General features: G+C 57.2%; 21 protein-coding genes. 7 read left to right on the top strand and 14 right to left on the bottom strand.

Features of this window, described 5'->3' with window-relative positions:
- The first annotated feature begins 30 nt into the window (after positions 1-30).
- Positions 31-843 (top strand): adenosylcobinamide-GDP ribazoletransferase, encoded by an 813-nt coding sequence (cobS, locus tag I9185_RS01845; RefSeq protein ID WP_348539705.1) that lies wholly within the window; start codon positions 31-33, stop codon positions 841-843.
- On the opposite strand, the gene I9185_RS01840 is transcribed toward cobS, so the two are convergent.
- The 6 genes from I9185_RS01840 to I9185_RS01815 all read right to left on the bottom strand — a co-directional run bounded on the left by I9185_RS01840 (position 840) and on the right by I9185_RS01815 (position 6,743).
- Entirely contained in the window at positions 840-1,601 is a 762-nt protein-coding gene (locus I9185_RS01840) for an ion channel (RefSeq protein ID WP_210092214.1), read from the bottom strand. The genes cobS and I9185_RS01840 overlap by 4 nt on opposite strands.
- Before the next feature lie 117 nt (positions 1,602-1,718).
- On the bottom strand, positions 1,719-2,228 hold the full coding sequence (locus tag I9185_RS01835) for a CarD family transcriptional regulator (RefSeq protein WP_171116428.1): 510 nt from the start codon (positions 2,226-2,228) through the stop codon (positions 1,719-1,721).
- 282 nt (positions 2,229-2,510) lie between these two features.
- Positions 2,511-2,849, bottom strand: coding sequence for a ferredoxin FdxA (gene fdxA / locus I9185_RS01830; RefSeq protein ID WP_152457680.1), 339 nt, complete (start codon positions 2,847-2,849; stop codon positions 2,511-2,513).
- Between the two features lie 66 nt (positions 2,850-2,915).
- Positions 2,916-3,281 carry an RNA-binding S4 domain-containing protein gene (locus tag I9185_RS01825; RefSeq protein WP_210092213.1) on the bottom strand — a complete coding sequence of 122 codons (366 nt, stop codon included), beginning with the start codon at positions 3,279-3,281 and terminating at the stop codon, positions 2,916-2,918.
- Between the two features lie 6 nt (positions 3,282-3,287).
- Positions 3,288-6,113, bottom strand: a complete 2,826-nt coding sequence (locus I9185_RS01820) for a helicase-related protein (RefSeq protein ID WP_210092212.1) — start codon at positions 6,111-6,113, stop codon at positions 3,288-3,290.
- A 21-nt stretch (positions 6,114-6,134) separates the two neighbouring features.
- Complete coding sequence (locus tag I9185_RS01815) at positions 6,135-6,743, bottom strand: tetratricopeptide repeat protein (RefSeq protein WP_171633129.1); 609 nt, start codon at positions 6,741-6,743, stop codon at positions 6,135-6,137.
- A 30-nt stretch (positions 6,744-6,773) separates the two neighbouring features.
- On the opposite strand from I9185_RS01815, the gene I9185_RS01810 reads away from it, so the two are divergent.
- The 4 genes from I9185_RS01810 to I9185_RS01795 all read left to right on the top strand — a co-directional run bounded on the left by I9185_RS01810 (position 6,774) and on the right by I9185_RS01795 (position 10,176).
- Positions 6,774-7,064, top strand: coding sequence for an SCP2 sterol-binding domain-containing protein (locus I9185_RS01810; RefSeq protein ID WP_152457676.1), 291 nt, complete (start codon positions 6,774-6,776; stop codon positions 7,062-7,064).
- A complete protein-coding gene (locus I9185_RS01805; protein ID WP_210092211.1) occupies positions 7,064-8,038 on the top strand; it encodes an alpha/beta hydrolase in 975 nt (324 codons plus the stop codon). The genes I9185_RS01810 and I9185_RS01805 overlap by 1 nt, the downstream gene beginning before the upstream one ends.
- Before the next feature lie 84 nt (positions 8,039-8,122).
- A complete protein-coding gene (locus I9185_RS01800; RefSeq protein WP_210092210.1) occupies positions 8,123-9,943 on the top strand; it encodes a M3 family oligoendopeptidase in 1,821 nt (606 codons plus the stop codon).
- On the top strand, positions 9,940-10,176 hold the full coding sequence (locus I9185_RS01795) for a hypothetical protein (protein ID WP_171633140.1): 237 nt from the start codon (positions 9,940-9,942) through the stop codon (positions 10,174-10,176). The genes I9185_RS01800 and I9185_RS01795 overlap by 4 nt, the downstream gene beginning before the upstream one ends.
- A gap of 405 nt (positions 10,177-10,581) precedes the next feature.
- On the opposite strand, the gene I9185_RS01790 is transcribed toward I9185_RS01795, so the two are convergent.
- The 4 genes from I9185_RS01790 to I9185_RS01775 form a co-directional block, all read right to left on the bottom strand.
- On the bottom strand, positions 10,582-10,851 hold the full coding sequence (locus I9185_RS01790) for a DksA/TraR family C4-type zinc finger protein (RefSeq protein WP_170346639.1): 270 nt from the start codon (positions 10,849-10,851) through the stop codon (positions 10,582-10,584).
- A 58-nt stretch (positions 10,852-10,909) separates the two neighbouring features.
- Positions 10,910-11,884 (bottom strand): Gfo/Idh/MocA family oxidoreductase, encoded by a 975-nt coding sequence (locus I9185_RS01785; protein WP_210092209.1) that lies wholly within the window; start codon positions 11,882-11,884, stop codon positions 10,910-10,912.
- Positions 11,885-12,133: 249 nt separating this feature from the next.
- Positions 12,134-13,030 (bottom strand): RNA polymerase sigma factor RpoH, encoded by an 897-nt coding sequence (gene rpoH / locus I9185_RS01780; RefSeq protein WP_171116444.1) that lies wholly within the window; start codon positions 13,028-13,030, stop codon positions 12,134-12,136.
- A gap of 145 nt (positions 13,031-13,175) precedes the next feature.
- Positions 13,176-14,210 carry an RluA family pseudouridine synthase gene (locus tag I9185_RS01775; protein WP_210092208.1) on the bottom strand — a complete coding sequence of 345 codons (1,035 nt, stop codon included), beginning with the start codon at positions 14,208-14,210 and terminating at the stop codon, positions 13,176-13,178.
- Here I9185_RS01775 and I9185_RS01770 point away from each other — a divergent pair.
- On the top strand, positions 14,209-14,511 hold the full coding sequence (locus tag I9185_RS01770; protein WP_152457651.1) for a DUF6476 family protein: 303 nt from the start codon (positions 14,209-14,211) through the stop codon (positions 14,509-14,511). The two genes, I9185_RS01775 and I9185_RS01770, sit on opposite strands and share 2 nt — an antisense overlap.
- Positions 14,512-14,560: 49 nt before the next feature.
- On the opposite strand, the gene I9185_RS01765 is transcribed toward I9185_RS01770, so the two are convergent.
- The 4 genes from I9185_RS01765 to I9185_RS01750 form a co-directional block, all read right to left on the bottom strand.
- On the bottom strand, positions 14,561-16,414 hold the full coding sequence (locus I9185_RS01765; RefSeq protein ID WP_210092207.1) for an ATP-grasp fold amidoligase family protein: 1,854 nt from the start codon (positions 16,412-16,414) through the stop codon (positions 14,561-14,563).
- A gap of 69 nt (positions 16,415-16,483) precedes the next feature.
- Entirely contained in the window at positions 16,484-17,536 is a 1,053-nt protein-coding gene (locus tag I9185_RS01760) for a glycosyltransferase family 2 protein (RefSeq protein ID WP_210092206.1), read from the bottom strand.
- A gap of 22 nt (positions 17,537-17,558) precedes the next feature.
- Positions 17,559-18,230, bottom strand: coding sequence for a class I SAM-dependent methyltransferase (locus I9185_RS01755; protein WP_171723465.1), 672 nt, complete (start codon positions 18,228-18,230; stop codon positions 17,559-17,561).
- A gap of 94 nt (positions 18,231-18,324) precedes the next feature.
- Positions 18,325-20,208: a glycosyltransferase family 2 protein gene (locus tag I9185_RS01750; RefSeq protein WP_210092205.1), complete on the bottom strand. Its 1,884-nt coding sequence runs from the start codon at positions 20,206-20,208 to the stop codon at positions 18,325-18,327.
- Positions 20,209-20,523: 315 nt separating this feature from the next.
- Here I9185_RS01750 and I9185_RS01745 point away from each other — a divergent pair, with 315 nt between their 5' ends.
- Positions 20,524-21,621 carry an acyltransferase gene (locus tag I9185_RS01745; protein WP_171723467.1) on the top strand — a complete coding sequence of 366 codons (1,098 nt, stop codon included), beginning with the start codon at positions 20,524-20,526 and terminating at the stop codon, positions 21,619-21,621.
- Positions 21,622-21,646: the final 25 nt, after the last annotated feature.

The following is a 21,646-nucleotide window of genomic DNA, read 5'->3' as shown; positions in this document are numbered from 1 at the left end:
GAAAGCCTCATTGCATCAGAGTGGTCCTGTGTGTTTAACCGAAGCATCGAAACCAACAAGACCCCGAAAGGCACGGGCGTGCAGAAAAACGACACCAATCCCTTTTCCCTGTGGGATATTCCGCTGGCTCTGGTGCTGTTGACCCGCCTGCCCCTGCCCCGATTGCCGGAACCTGTATTCAAGCGGCAGGCACAGGCGGCATGGGCCTTCCCCATCGCCGGGCTGGCCGTCGGAGCGATCGCCTGTCTGGTCGGATGGTTGGCAATGGTCTTTCATCTGCCCCCTTTTGTTGCCGCGACACTGTTGGTTGCAATGTTGATCATGACGACGGGCGCGATGCACGAGGACGGTCTGGCCGATACGTTCGACGGCCTCTGGGGCGGGTTCACTGCTGAACGTCGACTTGAAATCATGAAAGACAGCCAGATCGGAACCTATGGTGTTCTCGCTTTGGTTGTTTCCCAGCTTGCTCGGGTTTCGGCAGTTGCCACGATTTTGGCAACCGGGTCGATTTGGGCGATTCTGGCAGCCTGCGTGTTCTCACGCGCCCTGATGCCGGTTTTGATGGCATCCCTGCCAAACGCCAGAAAATCGGGGCTGAGCCATTCGGTGGGAACCCCCGGCGCGATTTCGGTCAGCATGTCCTTGGGCCTGGCCGTTACAATCGCCGTTTTCCTGTGCGGGGGTGCGGCGATCACCGCCATATTCTCTGCTGCCTTGGTTGCCGCCATCTTGGCGCTGACAGCGCGCAAGAAGATCGGCGGCCAGACCGGGGACATACTTGGGGCATCGCAACAACTGGCCGAGATCGCGTTTCTGCTTGCCATCAGCGCGCAGATTTAGGACGCGCCGCCTGTTTCGATCCGCAGTGTTTCACCGCAATGCTTGCAATGCACGGCATCCGGATCATGCCGATACAACCCGCAGCTTGGGCATTTGTGACGTACCTTCTGCGGCATGAATATCGCCTGCGCCAAACGGACAAACAACGCGACGCCCACGACCATGATGAAGACCGAAAACAGCTTGCCCCAAGGTGTGCTCAGCGTGATGTCGCCGAACCCGGTTGTGGTCAGGGTGGCCATGGTGAAATACAGCGCGTCTATGTAAGGCGTCTGGGCGTCTTCCGGAATGAAGAACACCAATACCGCCGTAGAGGTGGCAAAGACGAAAACCATCAGATTGATTGCTGCAATCACCGCGTCTTCATGGGTGCGAAAAAAGGTACTGTCGCGTCGCAAGTCCCTGAGCAGGTGGTATGAATGGATCAGGCGCAAGGCCCGCAGAATCCTCAGGAAAGCCAGGTTGCCCGTCAGAAACGGATCCAGAACCAGCGAGACGATAACGACAATATCCGCCAGCGTGTAAATCTGGCGCAGCAGCTTCCAACGATCCTTTGAAATCCAAAGCCGCGCTGAAAAGTCCAAGAAAATTAAAAAACCGATCAACTGGCTTGCAAGGATCAAGCCGGGACCATGAGGGACGTGAGCCGTTGCAACAAAGAAAATGATTGTCGCAACATCGAACAGGATCAGAGCGTACCGAAACCAGACCGAAATCGGGTCATGTCCGATATACAGATATCTAACTGTCTGCTTCATGTCCGCCCTGTAGCTTGCTGCATATACAGTAAAATTAGCGGTACTTGCGGAATTCACCAAGCCACGAAAAAGGCCGCCCCGATGGTGGAGCGGCCTGTTGTCATATCGAACTCGCTGTCAGGCAGCGCGAGAGGTCAGAACTTCGTCCACCTGTTTGGCGGCGGATACTTCGCCGGTGCCGGAAACCGCCGCAACCTCGCGGGTCAGGCGTTCCAGCGCAGCTTCGTACAGCTGACGTTCGGAATAGCTCTGCTCGCGCTGGTCGTCCGTGCGATGCAGATCGCGGACCACTTCCGCAATCGAAATCAAATCGCCCGAGTTGATTTTCTGCTCGTATTCCTGAGCACGGCGCGACCACATGGCGCGTTTGACCTTTGCCTTTCCCTTCAGCGTTTTCATTGCCTGACTGATCACGTCGGGCGAGCTGAGCGACCGCAGACCGGACTCGGTAACCTTGTTGGTCGGCACGCGCAGAGTCATCTTGTCTTTCTCAAATGAGATGACGAACAGCTCCAGAGAGAATCCCGCGACTTCCTGTTCTTCGATCGAGATGATCTGGCCTACGCCATGAGCGGGGTAGACAACATAGTCGTTCGGGCGGAACTCGAGCTTTTTCGACTTTGTCATTCAGTTTTTTCCTTGCTTGCGGACGGGACACAGACAACAAAAGCACCACATGCGGGGACTTTCTCAGCCCCGACAGGCGGCGATATTGTCACAAATTCAAATCTCCAAAGCGAGCATACTTGTGGAGCGCATCCCAATCTCGGTCATCATACAAGAACCAAGTATATCACAAAAATACGACACCCGAAAGTTTACCCGGCGGTAAATTTTCATATTAAACCTGTTTTCAACAGGTTGAGCCGCGTTCTTTTCGCATCAAACAGAGGTTTGAGCGCGAATCGTTCAACCACCCTCGCCCGGTGCTTCCGAGAAATACTTCTCCATCTTGCCTTCTTCACCGTCGCGTTCTTCCGCATCGGGAAGCGGATCTTTCTTGGTGACGATCACGGGCCACATTTCCGAGTACTTGCGATTGAATTCGACCCATTGATCCATGCCCGGTTCAGTATCGGGGCGGATCGCGTCGGCCGGGCATTCTGGTTCGCAAACACCGCAGTCGATGCATTCGTCGGGATGGATGACCAACGTGTTCTCACCTTCATAGAAACAGTCCACCGGACATACTTCGACACAGTCGGTATATTTGCAGGCGATACAGTTTTCGGTGACAACATAGGTCATGATCGGATTCCCGTTTGCGGTTTGAGCGTTTAGCTAATTCAGTCTGGCCTACTCTTCAAGATATGATCAGCGATCTTCGGTGCGAGAAAGATCAAGAGAACGGCGATCTTTCTTTGTCGGGCGACCTTTTCCCTCAAACCCCGGATTTTTGGGCGGAACGTCCTGTTTTTCGGTCATATCGAAATACAGCGTTTGCGCTTCGGGGGCCGGACCACGGCGATCCCCGATTTTTTCGATGCGCACAACGCGGACGATACGGCCCTGAGGAAAGGTCAGAACGTCGCCCGGGGCCACGGTCTGCGCCGGTTTTTGCACCCGGCTTCCGTTCAACCTGACATGGCCCCCGCTGACCTGTTTGGCGGCCAGGCTGCGGGTCTTGAAGAACCGCGCCTGCCACAACCATTTGTCAATCCGCAGCTTGGCCTCGGCCATTTCGGATCAGTTGCCGTCCTTCAAACCCATCAGCGCGGCTGCAAACGGGTTGTCGGGATCAATCGCCTTTTCCTTTTTCGGCGGCCGGGACGAGAAGGTCTTGGCGCCCTGAGGCTTGCCGCCCTTCTTGCCATGCGGTTTGCCACGGCCATCCTGCGGCTTGCCGCGCGGTTTGCCCTTGCCCTGCCCCTGCTCGCGGCGCGGACCTCGGTTGGGCTGTCGCTGACGGGCCCAGGTGAAGGTGTAGAACACTTCAACCTCGGGTTCGTCTGACACTGGTTCTGCGGGAAGGCTGTCCGCACCAGCCTCGGCTGCCGCCTCGGTGCCGTCGGTGGCCTCGGCTGCCGCCTCGGCGGGTGCGGCGACGTCTTCTGCCGCGACTTCACTTGCCGGGGCTTCTTCGGCGGTCGGTTTGTCCGCTTCAGCTGCCGCCGGCTGTTCGGCCGGTGCAGGTTTGACTTTCGGCCGCTCGCCGCGTTCCGCCTTGTATCCCAGCCCCTGCATAAGGTCTGCGAACTGATCCAGCGTCATACCGGTGATCGACAGCATATCGGGTTTGGCTTCGAAACCGCCGCGGCTGTCTTCTGCGCGCAGCATGTCCGCCAAACGTTCCAGCATGTCGATACGGATCGAACGCTCGCCTGCATCGCGGTAGCCACACATGGTGTCATAGCCCTGCGGCGCATCCTTGGCGACCGGCACGGTCACCAGGCCCGGAGGCGGCGCTTCGGGGAATTCCTGCAACCCGCTGGACAGCGCCCAAAGCACGAGACGCAGACGCGTCGGGGCCGGTTTCAGCAGCAGCGGCATGAAAATGGTGAACTGGCCGAACCGGATACCATGCTTGCGCAAGGCGCCGCGGGCGTCCTGATCAAGATCCTTGACCTCTTGTGCGACCTGTGCGCGGGGCAGGATACCCAGCGCTTCGACCATGCGGAAAGCAAAGCCTTTGGCAAGGCCGCTGAGTTCCTCATCGCGGGACAGGTTCAGCAGCGGCTCGAACAGAGCGGTCACCTTGCGGTCAATGAAGTGCTGCAAACGGCGCTGCACTTTCTGCTCGACATCCGGCCCCGCCGCTTCGTCAACGAACACTTCGACCATAGGTTTGAGAGGTTCCGCCCCGGCAACCAGCTTGCCAACGGCGTATTCACCCCACATCAGGCCACCCTGATCAGTGAAATCAATTTCAGTATCGGGCGCGTTGTAGAAGCGATCGGCGCGCAGATGGAATTGCGGCGCGAGTGCTTGCAGAGACGCCGATTTCAGAGCTTTTGCCTCGGTTCCCTGCGCGCTTTTGTCCGGGATGAACCGGAACCCTTCCAGACGACCGACGAATTCGCCTTCGACGGTCACTTCACCCTTGTCATTTACTTCGGCCAAAAGGGCCTCCTTCTGTTTGAGCCGGCGCAACAAAACGGATGTGCGCCGATCCACAAATCTTTGCGTGAGACGCTCATGCAGAGCGTCGGACAGTCTGTCTTCTACAGTGCGGGTTTCGTTACGCCAATGTGATTCGTCACGAACCCACCCTTTCCGCTGCGCAACATATGTCCACGTGCGAATATATGCCAATCTTTTAGATAAAGCGTCGATATCGCCGTGGGTCTGATCGATCCGTCTGATCTGCCGTGCCATGAACTCGTCGGGAAGGGATCCCCGTTCATGCAGATGGCCATAGATCACCTCCAGCAAGCTGGCGTGTTCCGCATGGCTGATACCGCGAAAATCAGGGATTCTGCACACATCCCACAGCAACCGGATGGACGGGCCGTCGCTTGCCCGGGCGACAACTTCGGTCACTTGCGACAGCGATTTCAACGCGTTCAGGTCATCAGCAGGGCGGGCCTTGATCAGGTGTTCATCATCCGGGCTAACCTCAAGCGAGTCGATCAGCGCATCAATCGAGCCGAACCGAAGGGCGGCATTTCGCCAGTTCAGCTTTTTCATCGGCGTAAACCGGCTGTCCATGATCGCCTGCGCCACGCCCTCGTCCAGCGGCGGGGCCTCTCCGGTTACGCCGAATGTGCCATCCGACATCCCGCGACCTGCCCGGCCCGCGATCTGCGCCAGCTCGTTCGGCGCAAGCGGACGCATCCTGCGCCCGTCGAATTTGGACAGGGATGAAAACGCAACGTGGTTCACATCCAGGTTCAACCCCATCCCGATAGCGTCCGTGGCAACCAGGTAATCAACCTCACCGTTTTGGTACAGGTCCACCTGTGCATTCCGGGTCCGCGGGCTGAGCGCCCCCATGACCACCGCAGCTCCACCTTTCTGGCGGCGCAACAATTCGGCGATGGCATAGACGTTTTCAACCGAGAACCCCACGATGGCGCTGCGCGCAGGCATCCGGCTGATCTTTCTGGAGCCCGAGTAAACCAGCTGTGACATCCGCTCTCGCCGCACGAACTGCGCCTGGGGGACCAGCGCCGAAATCGGGCCACGCATTGTGTCCGAGCCCAGGAACAGTGTCTCGTTCGTGCCGCGAGACCTAAGCAGACGGTCGGTGAAGACGTGACCCCGTTCCGGATCGGCACAAAGCTGAATCTCATCGATGGCAACGAAATCAGCACCCATGCCTTCCGGCATCGCCTCAACCGTACACACCCAATACTGGGCGCGAGGCGGTACGATCCGTTCTTCGCCCGTGACCAGCGCCACCACCGACGGCCCACGGATCGCAACGATCTTGTCATAGACCTCGCGCGCCAGCAGGCGCAGCGGCAGACCGATCACGCCGGTCCGATGGCCCAGCATGCGTTCGATAGCGTAATGGGTTTTACCAGTGTTGGTCGGGCCAAGTACGGCCACGATTCGGGATGACCCGCTCACATTCGCCCCCTGCCCCGAGCCTTACAGCGCCTTGCCTTCAACCTGAGGCTTCAGCCGATTCACGGCATTGGTTACTTCTTCGTGATGGGGATGTATAGCCAAGGCCCGAGAATAAGCCTCGTAGGCTTTCCGAGGTTCCCCGATAACTTCAAAGATCAGACCCAGACCGTAGATCGCCTCATAGTGGTTTGGATTCAGCGTCAGCACATGTTCCAGATCGGCGGCCGCCATACCAAATCGCTCGACCCCGAAAAAGGCAGAGGCGCGCAGATGCCAGCCTTCGGCAAAATCAGGCGCGTGATCCGTCAGCGCGGTCAGGTGATCCAGAGCAGCGCCGACGTCGCCCTCATCCAAGGCTTCGCGTCCCCGCTCCAGCAGCAGATCAGCCGACGCAGACCCCGATTGCGACCACAGCGCCTGCAACTGCCGATCCAGTGCAATTGCCTGTTCCGGGGTCGACTGCGCCAGTTTTTGCAGCAACTCATCCTCGTCCCGTGAATCCGCCTGCTGCGCGAAACAATTGGAGGAAAACGTGACTAGGACAAAAAGTGCCGCAACGGTACCTTTGAGATTGTGAATTGCAATGCTCATAACAATAGTCAGTGTAGCGTTGCGACCGGGGATGTCCATTCACGGCGCACTAACAATATGAGGAAAAGCATGAGCGAGACTCTTGAAAAGGCGGCTGCCGCACTGAACGAAAAACTGGATGGCGGCGCGTTTGATGACACGGCCAAGTTTGCCATCACCGATCTGGGTTCGATCGTCCTGGATGAAAACGGTGCGCGGGTCAGCGATGAAGAGGCCAGTGTCACCATGAGCGCTGATGCAGAGACGTTCGAACAGATCCTCAGCGGTGAGCTGAATCCGACCGGCGCGTTCATGTCCGGAAAGCTGAGCATTGACGGCGACATGGGTGTTGCCATGAAGCTTGCCTCGGTACTGGCCTGATGGAGTTGTCGCCGGCCCCCTTTTTTGAAGACGTGGCCGGCGGACCTGCCGGTGGAAAGGCCCACTGGTTGACGACGTCTGACCAAAAACGCATTCGCGTGGGTCACTGGCTTCCGGATGGTGGCGCACATGGCACCGTCATGATGTTCCCCGGACGCACCGAATACATCGAAAAATACGGAAGTACCGCCGGTGAATTCGCGAAACGCGGCTTTGCGATGCTGGCCGTGGACTGGCGCGGTCAGGGTCTTGCGGATCGGCTGCTGGACAACCCACGCATCGGCCATGTCGATCATTTCACCGATTACCAATACGATGTTCAGTCAACCCTGGACCTTGCGAACGCTCTGGATCTGCCCAAGCCGTGGTATGTCGTCGGGCATTCGATGGGCGGTGCCATCGGGTTGCGTGCCGTCATCGAAAAAGGGTGTTTTGCCGCGTGCGCGTTCACCGGCCCAATGTGGGGAATTTTCTTCACTCCGGTCATGAAACCTCTGAGCCGCGTTACAGCGTATTGGGGCACCGCGCTTGGCCTTGGCGAACGCACCCCCCCGACCACGACGCTTGAAAGCTATGTCCTGTCACAACCTTTCGACGGGAATATGCTAACCCGCGACCCGGACATGTACCGGATGATGCAAAATCAGCTGAATGCGCATCCCGAACTGGCTCTTGGTGCCCCTTCCAACCGCTGGCTGCGCGAGTCGCTGGACGAATGCGAATGGTTGATGGAACAGCCCGCCCCGAAGACACCCTGTCTGACTTTTCTGGGCAGCCACGAACAGATCGTCGATCGCAAGGCCATACGGGCGCGCATGGCCAATTGGCCGAATGGTACATTGATCGAAATCCCGAACGGTGAACATGAAGTGCTGATGGAAGCACCGGACGTTCGGGGCCCGGTTCTGGACCAGCTTGCCAGGCATTTCCGGGCCAACCAATCAAATGGGGCGTCCGAGCTGGTTTCCACGTAAACCTTTTCACCATGGGATTGGCCGCTTGTGATCCGCGCGCGCCACCCCTAGATGTTTGCAAAAGCAGTCTACAAAAGGTGATCCATGCGCGACCTTCCCTTTCCCGTCCGTGACGCAAACGCAATGGGCGGCGCCGACAATCTGGGCAATCTCCCCGAATGGGATCTGACGGATCTCTACACATCCGAAGAAGCGCCCGAACTGGCGCGCGACCTGGACTGGCTGGAAGGTGAATGTGCCGCCTTTGCTGCCGACTATGAAGGCAAGCTGGCAGAGCTGGACGCCGCGGCCCTTTTGGCCTGCGTTCAGCGCAATGAAAAGATCAACGCCGTCGCGGGCCGTATCATGTCCTTTGCCGGTCTGCGTTATTACCAACTGACCACCGACGCAGAGCGGGCCAAGTTCCTGTCGGACATGCAGGAAAAGATCACCGTGTTCACAACGCCTCTGGTGTTTTTCACGCTCGAGATCAACCGGATCGAAGATGATGTGCTTGGGGCGCATTTTGCTGCCAACCCGGATCTGGCCCGATACGAGCCCGTGTTCCGGCGTATCCGCGCGATGAAGCCCTATCAGCTGTCTGACGAGCTGGAAAAATTCCTGCACGATCTGGGCGTTGTCGGCGACGCGTGGGAGCGTCTGTTCGACGAAACCATCGCCGGTCTGACGTTCAATGTGGATGGCAATGAACTGAACATCGAGGGCACCCTGAACCTGCTGACCGAACAGGACCGCTCCAAGCGCGAGGCAGCGGCGCGGGAACTGGCCCGCGTGTTTCAAGAGAACATTAAAACATTTGCCCGTGTCCACAACACGCAGGCCAAAGAGAAAGAAATCGTCGATCGCTGGCGCAAGATGCCGACCGCGCAAACAGGGCGTCACTTGTCGAACGATGTCGAACCCGAAGTGGTCGAAGCCCTGCGCGAGGCGGTCGTGGCCGCCTATCCCAAACTCAGCCATCGGTACTATGAGCTCAAGCGCAAGTGGCTGGGGCTGGATGTGATGCAGGTCTGGGACCGCAACGCGCCGCTGCCGATGGAAGACACCCGCACCGTGTCGTGGGAGGACGCCGAGAAAACCGTGATGGAGGCTTACTCCGCCTTCGATCCCCGTATGGCCGACATCGCGGCGCCGTTCTTCTCGAAAGGCTGGATCGACGCGGCGGTGAAGCCCGGCAAGGCCCCGGGCGCCTTCGCACATCCCACCGTGACCGAGGTGCATCCTTACGTGATGCTCAACTACCTGGGCAAACCGCGCGACGTGATGACCCTGGCGCACGAGCTGGGCCACGGCGTGCATCAGGTGCTGGCCGCCGATCAGGGCGAGATGCTGTCCTCGACGCCCCTGACACTGGCCGAAACCGCCAGCGTCTTCGGCGAGATGCTGACCTTCCGCAAGATGCTGGATCAGGCCGAAACGCCCGAACAGCGCAAGGTTCTGCTGGCCGGCAAGGTCGAGGACATGATCAACACGGTGGTCCGCCAGATCGCCTTCTATGACTTTGAATGCAAACTGCACGCCGCCCGCCGCGAGGGGGAACTGACTCCGGATGACATCAACGCCCTGTGGATGAGCGTTCAGGCCGAAAGCCTTGGCCCCGCGTTTGAATTCATGGACGGGTACGAGACCTTCTGGGCCTATATCCCGCACTTTGTTCACTCGCCCTTCTACGTTTACGCCTATGCCTTCGGCGACGGGTTGGTGAACGCGCTCTATTCGGTCTATGAAAGCGGCGCCGAAGGTTTCGAGGACAAGTATTTCGAAATGCTGCGCGCAGGTGGATCAAAGCACCACACGGAATTGCTGGCCCCGTTCGGGCTGGATGCCAGCGACCCGAACTTTTGGGACAAGGGCCTGTCGATGATCTCGGGCTTTATCGACGAGTTGGAGGCGATGGAGGGGTGACTGACCCGGGCGACAAGGGGCGCTGGCGGGCCATCCAGCACCGCCTGCACCCTGTCTTGGCCCGGATCCGCCGCAACGTCCCGCGGGGGCTGCGGTTTGTCGTGGGGCTATTGTTGATCGTCGCGGGCGTCTTCGGTTTTCTTCCTGTCCTGGGCTTTTGGATGATCCCTTTGGGCATCATGGTGGCCGCCATGGACGTCAACCTGCTGCGACGTTGGTGGCGCCGCCGGTAACTCCAGTTTGGCTTTCACCTAGTTTTTCCCGGTCGCCAGAAACACTGCGAAACGATCAAAGTCGCCCCCAGAGCGGCCACTTGGGATGATCGGTGCCCGTAGAAAAATAGCCGGATTGACGAAGGTGAACACCACTGAGGTGGCGACCAATCAGGTGGCCGTCAGGATCGAGACACGTGCGGCGGCCTCGTACCAAAGCAAATAGGCCAGCGCAGTCGACAATACGCCCAGAAAGGTCAGGAAGACCACATCGTTGACGGTTGGTTTTTGCTGCTAAAAAGCCGGTGGGTGGGATCATGCAGATTAGCAATGATCATGCATCGATGTGACAGTTCTGTTTAAAGTCTTGATTACTGACGCGATCGAAGCCCATGTACGTTTGGCTCATCGCGGCCATACCCAAGATCACTTCAACTGACTGTCCTTCGACCCCCGCCGATTGACGCCGCCGCGCGCCTTGAACGCGCCGTCCCGTTCCTGCTGGCAATCCAGGCAGAGCTTTACTCCGGGCAACGCGACGCGACGCTTTTCCGGGATAGGTTCCTCGCATTCGGCACAATGGGTCAAGCTTTCGCCCTGGGGCCGCTTTTGCGCCTGCATCCGCGCCAGTTCATCTGAGATCGACGCTTCGATCTGTTCGCTAACAGCGCCGTCGCGCGCCCAACCTCCGGCCATCGGTCATCTCCTGAAATTGTGACACTCAGGATAGCTGAGCCGCTGGCCGCAACGCAAGTTACAGCGAAATCGCGCCTTCGAATACACGATCAATCACCTCTTGCGTCCCGCGTGAGAATTCCAAAGGACAGGGATACTCCGCCCCGTCCCTGATTGATCGGCAAAAGGCCTCGACCTGCAACTTGTAATGGTCTGCTCCGGGGAAGCGAGTGACCTGAACTTCAAGCCCCGGCCGGTGCAGCTCGACCCGAGCCTCGCCAAACACACGTGCATTGAACGGGGTCGTCAGACGGATCAAACCGCTTTCGCCGTGAAACACCATCTCCTGATGGGGATGCATCCGTATGGAAACATAGCTGGAATAGGTAAATCCGGGGAACTGCGCGCGAATTTCAGTGAAGATGTCGATATCATCCTGCCAACGGATCGCGGATTGCACCGACACAGGCTCTTGCCCGGTTGCAAAGCGCGCCCCGCCGATCACGTAGACCCCGATGTCACGCAATCCGCCGCCACCCGTTTCCGCGCGGTTTCGAATATTCTGGGTATCTGCCCGATTGTCAAAACTGAACGCCCCGGTCACATGTACCAAATTGCCGATGGCACCATCAGCGATCAGTTTCCTTGCAAGCTGCCATTGAGGGTGATGGACGATCATGTAGGCCTCGGCGGCCAGCAGGCCGCTTTGGTCCCGCTTTTGGATCAATGCGTCGAATTCATCCGCCTTCATGGTCATGGGCTTTTCGCACAGAATATGCTTGCCAGCGCTCAAAGCCTTAAGGCTCCATTCCGCATGCATATGGTTGGGCAACGGGATGTAGATTGCGTCGATTCCGGCGTCTGCCAACAACGCATCATAGCTGTCAAATACTTGCAAATCCGGGCAAAAGGACTGAAACGGTTCTGCTTTCGCTGCATCCGAGGTTGCCAGCGCGGCCAAGCGCGCCCCATTTGCAGCATGTATCGCCGGGGCCATGTATTCGCGGGCAAATTTCGCGGCACCCAATACACCAAATTGAACCGGTCTTTGCATTGCGCCCTCCGTACTCGGCTTGTTTCAAATTACGCGCTTCCCGAGGGGTCACCAGCGCTCGTTCTGCTGCGAAATCAAAGACAAAACACGTCTTTTCCTAACACAGCTTTCGACCTTCAGCCATTGATTTAGGCCTTTGGTTCAGTTTCCGCCAACATTCGCAAAAAACGCCCCCTGATCATCAGAAGGCGTTTTCCGTCATTGCTTGAACGCGAAGAATCTTCCTGCGAGGCAAGAAGGGCGCAACTGTTAGCTGACGCCTAACATGCCTTTTTCCCGCGCCAGATCCCGCATTTTCTTTTGCAGCTTCTCGAACGCGCGCACTTCGATCTGGCGAATGCGCTCTCGGCTTACGTTATACTGAGTGCTCAACTCTTCGAGCGTGACCGGCTGATCCATCAAACGACGCTGGGTCAGGATATCCTTTTCCCGATCATTCAGCACATCCAGAGCCGCCGCCAGCAATTCCCGACGCGCTTCCAGTTCATCGCGTGCTTCGTAGTCACCGGCCTGATCTGCATCCTCATCCTCAAGCCAGTCCTGCCATTGCATGGTGCCTTCGCCTTCGGACCCGACCGTGGCGTTCAGGGACGCATCGCCACCGGACATCCGGCGGTTCATGCTGATCACTTCTTCTTCGGTCACACCCAGATCAGTGGCGATCTTCTTGACGTTTTCAGGGCGCAGGTCGCCCTCTTCCAGTGCACCGATGCGGGCCTTGGCCTTGCGCAGATTGAAGAACAGCTTTTTCTGCGCCGAGGTCGTGCCCAGCTTCACCAATGACCACGACCGCAGGATGTATTCCTGGATCGAGGCACGTATCCACCACATGGCATAGGTCGCCAAACGGAAGCCTTTTTCAGGGTCAAACCGTTTGACAGCCTGCATCAGGCCCACATTGGCCTCGGAAATCACTTCGGCCTGCGGTAGACCATAGCCGCGATAGCCCATGGCGATCTTGGCCGCCAGACGCAGGTGAGACGTCACCATCTTGTGCGCGGCTTCGGTGTCCTGCTCTTCGACCCAGCGTTTGGCCAGCATGTATTCTTCTTCCGGCTCCAGCAAAGGAAACTTGCGGATTTCCTGCATATAGCGATTCAGGCCGCCCTCGGGCGTCGGTGCGGGAAGATTTGCGTAGTTTGCCATTATTGTGTCCCTCCGACAAATGTTTAGATGTTTAACATAGGATATGGGTAAGGAACCCTTCCCATTCAAGAGGTGCTGCTAACAGTCTGGAATTAATCTTCCGTTAAGGAAAGGTAAAAAGCCCTTTTTCACAGGAGTTTGCTTATTATGACAGCGGTGCGCGCAGACGTTCGACAAGGTTTTGCATATCTTGCGGTAAATCGGCCTCGAACCGCAGGGATTCACCAGTGACAGGGTGCTCGAATCCCAAAACAGCGGCATGAAGTGCCTGACGGGGAAAAGCGCCTGCAAAACCGGCGGCAGCGGCAGAGAACGCTTTGACGGACAGCTTTCGCTTGCCGCCATAAACCGGGTCGCCCACCAGCCCGTGCCCCGCGTGGGCCATATGAACGCGGATCTGATGCGTTCGGCCGGTTTCAAGCCAGCACTCGATCAGGGCAAGACCCGCAGGCACTCCAAATGTCTCGACAACGCGCGCGCGTGTCACGGCATGCCGCCCACCATGGAACAGAACCGCCTGTCTCTGACGGTCGGTCTTGTGCCGTGCAAGTTGCGTTGTCACACGCATGATGTTGCCGGGTTCAAAGCTGATCCCTTTGACACCGCGCAACCGAGGATCGTTGGCATCCGGCACCCCGTAACACACCGCACGGTAATACCGCTCGACGCTATGCGCCGCGAACTGCTCGGCCAGCCCGTGATGCGCCGCGTCTGACTTTGCGGCCACCAGAAGGCCACTGGTTTCCTTGTCGATGCGATGCACGATACCGGGGCGTTTCACCCCGCCGACGCCCGACAGATCGTCTCCGCAATGGTGGAGCAAAGCATTCACCAAAGTCCCGCTGGGTGATCCCGGCGCGGGGTGTACGACCATGCCTGCGGGTTTGTTGACGACGATTACGTCCGCATCCTCGAAGACGATCTCGAGCGGGATGTCCTCGGGGCCGATATGGCTGTCTTCGGCCTCGGCCACGACAATCGTGACACGCGCCCCTTCGGCCACCTTGGCCTTGGGGTCGCGTATCTCGGCACCGTCGATCTGTACCGCGCCCTCTTCGATCAGACGCGCAAGTCGGGTGCGCGACAGGCTTTCCCCGTCTGGCACATCGCGGGAAAGCGCCTTATCAAGGCGAGGCGGCGGATCGGCCGCGATCTGAAACTCAATCTGGCGGGTGCCCATGACTGTCCCTTCCGAACCTCAAGAACCGCAGGAAACTCCGCAACTGCGATTGCTGCGGCGGATGGTCATGCTGTTGACCGCGGTGATGATTGGCGGGGTTCTAGTGACATTCGCCCTGATTGTCATCCGCCTATCGGACCGCACACCCACCTTGCCGGATCAGATCGCGCTGCCCGACGGCGCCCGGGCGCAGGCCCTGACCATCGGGGCAAACTGGTATGCCGTCGCAACCGATGACAATCGCATTCTGATCTTTGACAAAACAACTGGAAAACTGCGCCAGGAAATCGCGGTCGAATAGGCCCTGCCACCTGTTCCGGCGGCATGAAAGATCCGGGGATTGTCCAGCCTCAGCCGGGGAACAGCCGAGTTCCGGTCCACGCAGCACCCAGACGCTGATCCAGCGCATCCGACCGCATCTTGTGCTTGCCTGACACCGGCGCCAACATGATGTCACCCAAGCAAACTCTGTCACCAACCGGGAAAAGCTCTACGCTTGCGCATTCAACGTCTTGCCCCAGGGTTTCAGCGATCCGGATCATGTCTTCAAAGCGGTCGGACCGGGGTTCAACGGTGCTGCTGGTTGGCGAATACAGCTCATCTGCAAGGTAATTGTAGTCGCGATCATGGAGCATCTGGATGCGCCCACGCCCCCGGTCACGGTCAACCTGCACCAGCTGCACGCGTCCGGCGATCACCCAGAGTTTCCAGGTGCCGGCCTGTCGATCCCCGGCGGTCAAGTCTTCTTCGATGTAATAGAGGGGCTTTTGCGTGGCGCGCCACCATTCGCCTGTCCAGAACCCTTCGGACGTTTTTGTCTTGTGCCACGCGGCCAGCTTCTGGTTGGCATCATCGCGCTGCGTGGCATCCAGCGGGAACGACAGGGCCAGCTTGTGACCATGGCTCATCGTTCCTTTCAACCAATACTGGCCGGGCCCGAGGTCGAGTGTTTCGGGCAATGCCGGAATGTGCGCCTCCCACATGCGCTGCGGGCAGGCAAGCAATTCCGAGGCGCTGCCCACGTATTTGGACCGGTCAGAGATCAATGCATCAGGGACTTCGCCAAACAGCTTCATGACCACCAGCTTTTCGGCAAATGTCTTTGGCGCGCGCAGGTCGGGTAAAGATCGATGACTATCCGCATAGTTGTACAAAGCCATACCAAGCGCATTCAGCCTAGCAGGGTCACTGTCATAGTGTTCCCAACCGCGCGAAAAACCCACGCGCGGCGGGGTGTTGGCACCGTACAGATTGTCAGCTGCAATTGCGTCGAGATCAGCCTGTGCCGCCTTGAGATAGTCTTCCCGGTCAGAGAGCAGAGCAACAGAAACAACGCCGCCGGTGGCGTCGTGGATTTCTTCGGTCGTAGCGCGCAAGGTGGGCAGGTTTGCGGGAAACTCCACCGGTTTGAGGCCCCCTCGGCCGTGGCGCGGCAAAGGCGCGTCGCCCGGTCTCACCCCCAGGTTCCGCAAACGTCGATCCAGAAACGAATGCCGCTTGATTCCGTTTGCAATCCACCACCGCATCCGGCGTCCCCACAGATGCACGGCAAGCGTTTCCTCTTTGATATACGCGTCCCTGAACTCTCGGACGTGAATGTCATTGGCCTGCCCTGCACGTCTAAACGGCAAAGGATAAAAGACCGGTATGGGGCTGGCATGCTTCAACTCGTCAAAATGGCGCAGAAACCATGTCATGACACCGGGGCCGTAAACACTGTGTTCCTGATCTGACGCATGAGGCAACTCACCAGCCTGTTTCAGGCGTTCCAGTTCCTTCCGCTCCTCCCCTTCAACCCAGGGGCGGATCGGATAGGGGTCCTGGCAGTATTCGGAATACGCGTTCAACGTGGGGCTGTCGAAAGGCAGCCGCATAACAGCATTGCAGATGGTATCGCGGTTGAAATACCCAAAAACATGATCGGCCCTTGGGATCGGGGCAAGCGCCAAAACATCCGTGTCGCACCACAGAAAATCCGTTTTCTTCATCAGGTGCAATCTGAAGATATCGGATTGGGGCACCGGCGTCTTGAACTGGTTGTTCACGATGAACTGCCTGGGTTCGTGGATTTCATTTGCCGACACCAGTTCGATACCATCCGGAACGTTGTCGACTTGCCCATAGTGGAACAAAACGACCCTGTGACCGCATTCGACGAATGACAGCATGCACATCTGCTCCAGAAAGCTCAGGCTTCCTTCCATCCACAGCATCCCAATCGTCGGAAGAGAGTGATCCGCAACCATTCGTCTATTTCTCCAGGGGCTGTTTTGTCAGGACTCTGTCCGGTTTTCGTCAGTCGAAGACGGCGCGCTGGCCGACAGGCGTTCCCTTACGCCACGGTCCTTTGCGACAAAATCCACGGCCGGTTTTTCAAGAAGTTTCTGGTACAGCTCATCATACTCTGGCAGTTTCAGCAGATCGTTGATCAGAGCCTTGTGCCAGCGGAACGCTCTTCTATGTAGCCGTCGAAGCCTGTCGTCAGCGCGAAACTCTTCCAGCACCGCATCCACTTCGTCCTTGTACCGCAGGATTGTTTCATCCTTGGCACCGCCACGGTTCCAGCGGTCCCAATATTCGGTTCCAAGTGTCTGCGCGGAATGATTTGCCCGACCTCGGCTGCGCTTGGCCAAATAGGCCTGCGTGGATCTGACGGCATAGTGGTTGATCTGTGCGACTTCAAATCCAAACGGAGGCGAGACATGGTTGCCGAAGGGCGCAGGTTCCGTGGCGTGCCCTCCGGGCACGGACCGGAACACGCCGGCCTGAAGTTCGGGACGGGGGTGCGGGTTGTGCAACCCGAAACGAAGATAGAAATCGCCCTGCCTGAACAGGGATTTGACAAACCGGCGCCCTGCCCCGCCTTGTTCGAAATCCAGCTCACAATCGAAGAACTGCCGCGTCACCAGCGTATCGCGCATAACATGCCGACCACCGTTCGAGAATATCTTCCAGGGTATGGAAATAACGTCAACGCCGGGCGTTGCCTCGATCAGATCATCAACCCTGTGATTTCCAACGTGAATATTCAGGAATTCATCCGCGTCGCCGACATATATCCACTTTGCGTCTTTCACCACCGGCAAGCGCCGTGCCTGCCTCAGCGCAGACCGGTGTATCCCTCCGGTTCCAACCCGGTTCCTGTGAAATTCCACATGGCCCAAGTCCTGCAACCGTCTCAGAATCTGGTTGGTGCCGTCTGTACAATCATTGGTGTAGACAATGATCCGGTCAAACCCCAGCACCTTGTGATGGGCCACCCATTCCAGAATATAGGGACCCTCGTTCTTCATCGCGGTGATGAGGACTTTTTCAGGCTTTTCCATCGCTGCCACTTATCCCCGCCGCCTAGTCGTTCTGACCTTTGCTGTCATCTTGCGGGACAATCTTTTCGATGGCGATCTGCGCGCCGGCAATCGCGCGGATGCGCAACTCTCGGGGGTGCTGGCCCAGAAACTCGTTGACCGCACGGATCACCCCGTCGCCCCACCAGCCGCGGCGGTGGTAGTCGTCGAATGCCATGATCCCACCGGGTTTGATCTTGGGAAACAAAGCGGCCAGATCAGCGGTCACGCCTTCGTATGAATGGTCTCCGTCGACATAGGCGAACGAGATGCTTTCATCATCAAAAAGCTTCAACGCAGGTACCGAAAAATCGCGTATAATACCAACCTTGCCTTCTTCGATCTCGGCCTCGAAAGTCTTTACGACCTTCTGGAAGATGGCCTCCATCTTTTCGTCTTCGGTCCGACCCACAAACGCGGTTGTGTGCGATTCCTCACCGATATGCTTCCATGGATCGATCAGAAAAAGCTGACTGGGCTCGATCAGTTTCAGAATGGTCGGAGAGAACTCACCCTGCCAGACACCGATTTCTACGGCAAGGCCCCCCTTTGGCAAACGGGAAAGGAATGTGCGGCGGATTGCGTCTTTGCTGTTTTTGCGCTTGGTCGCTTTGTCAGCCTTCGGTTTCTTCTGGCTGCCGGGCGCAACACCGATAACCTTGGATTCGTTTGACATCTCGACCTCACTCGCAGACGGGTATCCCATTTACTCAGAACCCGTTTTGTTCATTGCGCCATGGCTACCACGCCACAGCCTCAAGAACCAGAAGCTATGTGTCCTTTTTGCCAAGCGGTGGCAACTTGTCGATACCAAGCCACGGTGGCTGCAAGCTGGTTATCCGGTATCGTGCAGCATTACGCCCGAGGAAACTGTTTATCGCCGCATTCATACCCGTATACGACCCGCCTCCGTGACGGCGATAAGATGTGAACGCGATACTCCCCCCGGGCGCAAGAACCCGGTCGATCCGACGCAACAGCTGGTTCATCACCTGCTCTGCCCGCACCCCGCGGATGATGACGACGCCGACGCTTTCGTCTTCAAACAGCTTCAGCATCAAGGGGGGCAGCGCCCGGTAGACACGCAATTGTCCGGCAAGAATGGGGGCGCGGAAGTATTCCAGCAATGCATAAAACGTGCGATCCAAAGCCTGTAGCTCGGGATCCTGAGTTGCATCCGGACATGTGAAACCGTCCCATGACAGCCCCCACGGTCCTATGACCGTCAATTTCTCGACAGCGTCCAGATCAAGTATTTCTTCGATGATTTCAATCTCAACATGTCCGATCAGCACCCAATTCTTCTTACCACTGATTGATCGAAGAAAACTCTGCCGCTGGTCTTTTGTTCTTTCAACCTCCGGAGGGGCAGAAGGCAGGTAGACAGGATCCTTGGGGTCGAACAGCACCGAAACCTGTTTGGCATCCGTAATTTGCGCATGCTGCGCGGCGGCCTCTTCGTAATCAAACGAGGTTTCGAGGGCGTCGAGCCGAACGAACCAAGGAAAATTGTATGGCTTGGAGTTCTCGGGCTTGGACATCTTGCCGAGCCGCGTCCATTTCGCGACCTGGGCAAATGTGATGTCCGGATCCTTATACATTTCGGCGTTGAAAGACAGATCGCCATCTTCCATCACGCCGAGTTCCAGCGCCTTGACATAGCGCCCGCTGCGAAAGCGGCTGAACTTAGCGATAAAATCCTGCGCCACCTCGGTTTTTCTGAGGCTTGCGATGCGTTCCTTGTGAAATGCAACTGCCTGATTATGCAATTGCCCCAGAACAGTATCGGATCGCAGCTTTTCATAAACCTCCCGAAGTCGTGCAACTTTGGACAGGATCGAGGTTTCTTCGATGTCGTTATAGCAATGCAGCTTCCAGTAGGCCTGACCTGTTGCCTCCATCTTCGGATGAAAACTCGAGGTATTTACATCCCCACGCAACCGCTTCATCAGATAGCTTTCCACGGACCTCACCGCATAGTGGTTCATCCGAAAAAGCCTGCGCCCAAACCCGGCGCCCGTTGATGAATACGCCCACCCTCGTCTTCGCATGGCCGGCGGCAACGGATCACCGTCCCCGTCGACCCAGGCAAATCGATCCGCCTTGTTGGGTATCGGGCCGCGCGGTCGATGCGTGCTGATTGTGCGATACGATCCGTTGTTGCGAAAGAGCGATTTGAACGCCCGCAAGTTATGGGGGCTGACGGCGCCAAGCTCGCCCGCACGGGTGAATTGCTCGACAACGAACCTGTCTTCGAACTCGACGATTCCGTTGTGTCCGAACAACTGCCAGATTGCGGCAAATCCGTCCGCATGCGGCAATGCACGAAACAAATCGTCCAGTGTTCCGTCGCCGACGCGAATATCAAGAAATTCATCCACGTCGCAGACCAATATCCATTCGGCTTCTTTGCACCAGGGGTGTTCCATGGCGTTTACATAAGCTGAAGCCTGAGGTCCAAATTCCCACGGGCCGGGATTGCCGATATGCGCCAGAAACCCCAGTTCCTGGCACCGCTGAAGGATCGTGTCGGTGCCATCGGAACAATCGTTCGAATTGACGATAAAATGGGTGAAGCCGATCGAAAGATAGTATGCAATCCATTCCAGGATGAACGGCCCCTCGTCTTTCATCGTGGATATGACAAGTCTCATCGCGTCTACCTGTACCCGTGGCCCGCAAATTCAGGATAGCGGGAAAAAACGCATCTTTGCAGATGTATAGCGCGCATCCCTGCCTGCGGCTTAGTTACGGGCCCCGGAAATGCATTGCAAGTGGACGAGCCCGCCGGTTCAGCGACTGCCAACTCCAGATCCCGCAGACGGCCACGGCCCCGCAGGCAGCGATCACCAGCGTGTCTTCGCCTTGAAACCGTCATTCGGATTGCCATCGCGCGCCAACCATCTATAGCTGGTATTCACTGCTGCCGAAGTCATATGGCAGCAAAGGCGCGGCATCTCGAGTGGATCATGACAGGTAATCTTAAAGATCAAAGGGCACATGGCCTTGATGCATTGCGCGGTATCGCTGCGTCTGCGGTCGTGTTTGTACACGCGGTGCAAATTCATCCGCTTGGTGTCAGCTACAATAAGTGGATTGTCGACTATTTTTTGATGGGAGTGCCGCTGTTCTTCATAATCAGCGCAATGTCCATGTCGCTGGCTTATCCAAAAGGGATTTCTTTTGATCGAAGCTGGGCCTATGCCTTGCGCAGGTTTTTTCGAATTGCCCCACTCTTCTACGTGATGCTCTTTGCTTGGCTCTACGTAGGTCTCCAAGCTGAAACGGGTACGATCATCAGGAATATGACATTTTTGTTTGGTTTTTTCCCCAGTGAACAAACCAGTCTCGTTCCTGCGGGATGGTCAATTGGCGTCGAAGCTATCTTCTATCTTCTGTTCCCCTTCCTTTGGGTTTGGCGGAACATATGGGCGGCAGTGTTTCTCTTATTAATCACCTGCTTGGGATGGACGGCAGTAAACGCAAATGGCCAGGGCGAAGTTCCCGACTATTACTATTGGACCAGCTTTTTCACGAACGCCCCATATTTTGCGTTGGGCCTGATCATCTGGTGCATCTACCGTTCGACACCCACGTCGTTAAAGCGGCTAATTGGCTATTTGACCCTCGCTGCGGGAATGGCCGGATTGATTTGCCTATACTTGTATGGGCCAGTCGTTGATCAGACGCAAACGCAATACAAACCGGTTTCGCTCGTACTGGTTCTGGGTTGGGGCTTCGCCTTTGCAAGCCTTGCGCTATCGCAGGCACTTCGACCCGTTTCTTTTCTCTATAACCCTTTTACCCGCTTTCTTGGCAAGATCAGTTACAGCCTATATCTGATGCATCCGTTTCTTATCTATAATACTAACCTGACCCGATGGGCCGCAACGCTAACGGACAACCCAGATCTTGTGGTGCCCGTGGTCTGCGCAGTTACCCTTGCCGTAGCGATACCCATTGCAACTGTTATCTATTATGCTGTCGAAGTTCCGTTCATGCGTCTGGCCCGCCGGATAACCAAGCCAGATCTGAGAGAGACAATGTCACAACGACAGACCTCGTGACGGCAGAGCACACCCGCCGACACAA

The organism is Ruegeria sp. HKCCSP346, assembly GCF_017872595.1.
GTDB lineage: Bacteria > Pseudomonadota > Alphaproteobacteria > Rhodobacterales > Rhodobacteraceae > Ruegeria.
Note: the sequence above shows the minus strand (reverse complement) of the source record. Positions and strands in the feature narration are given on the sequence as shown.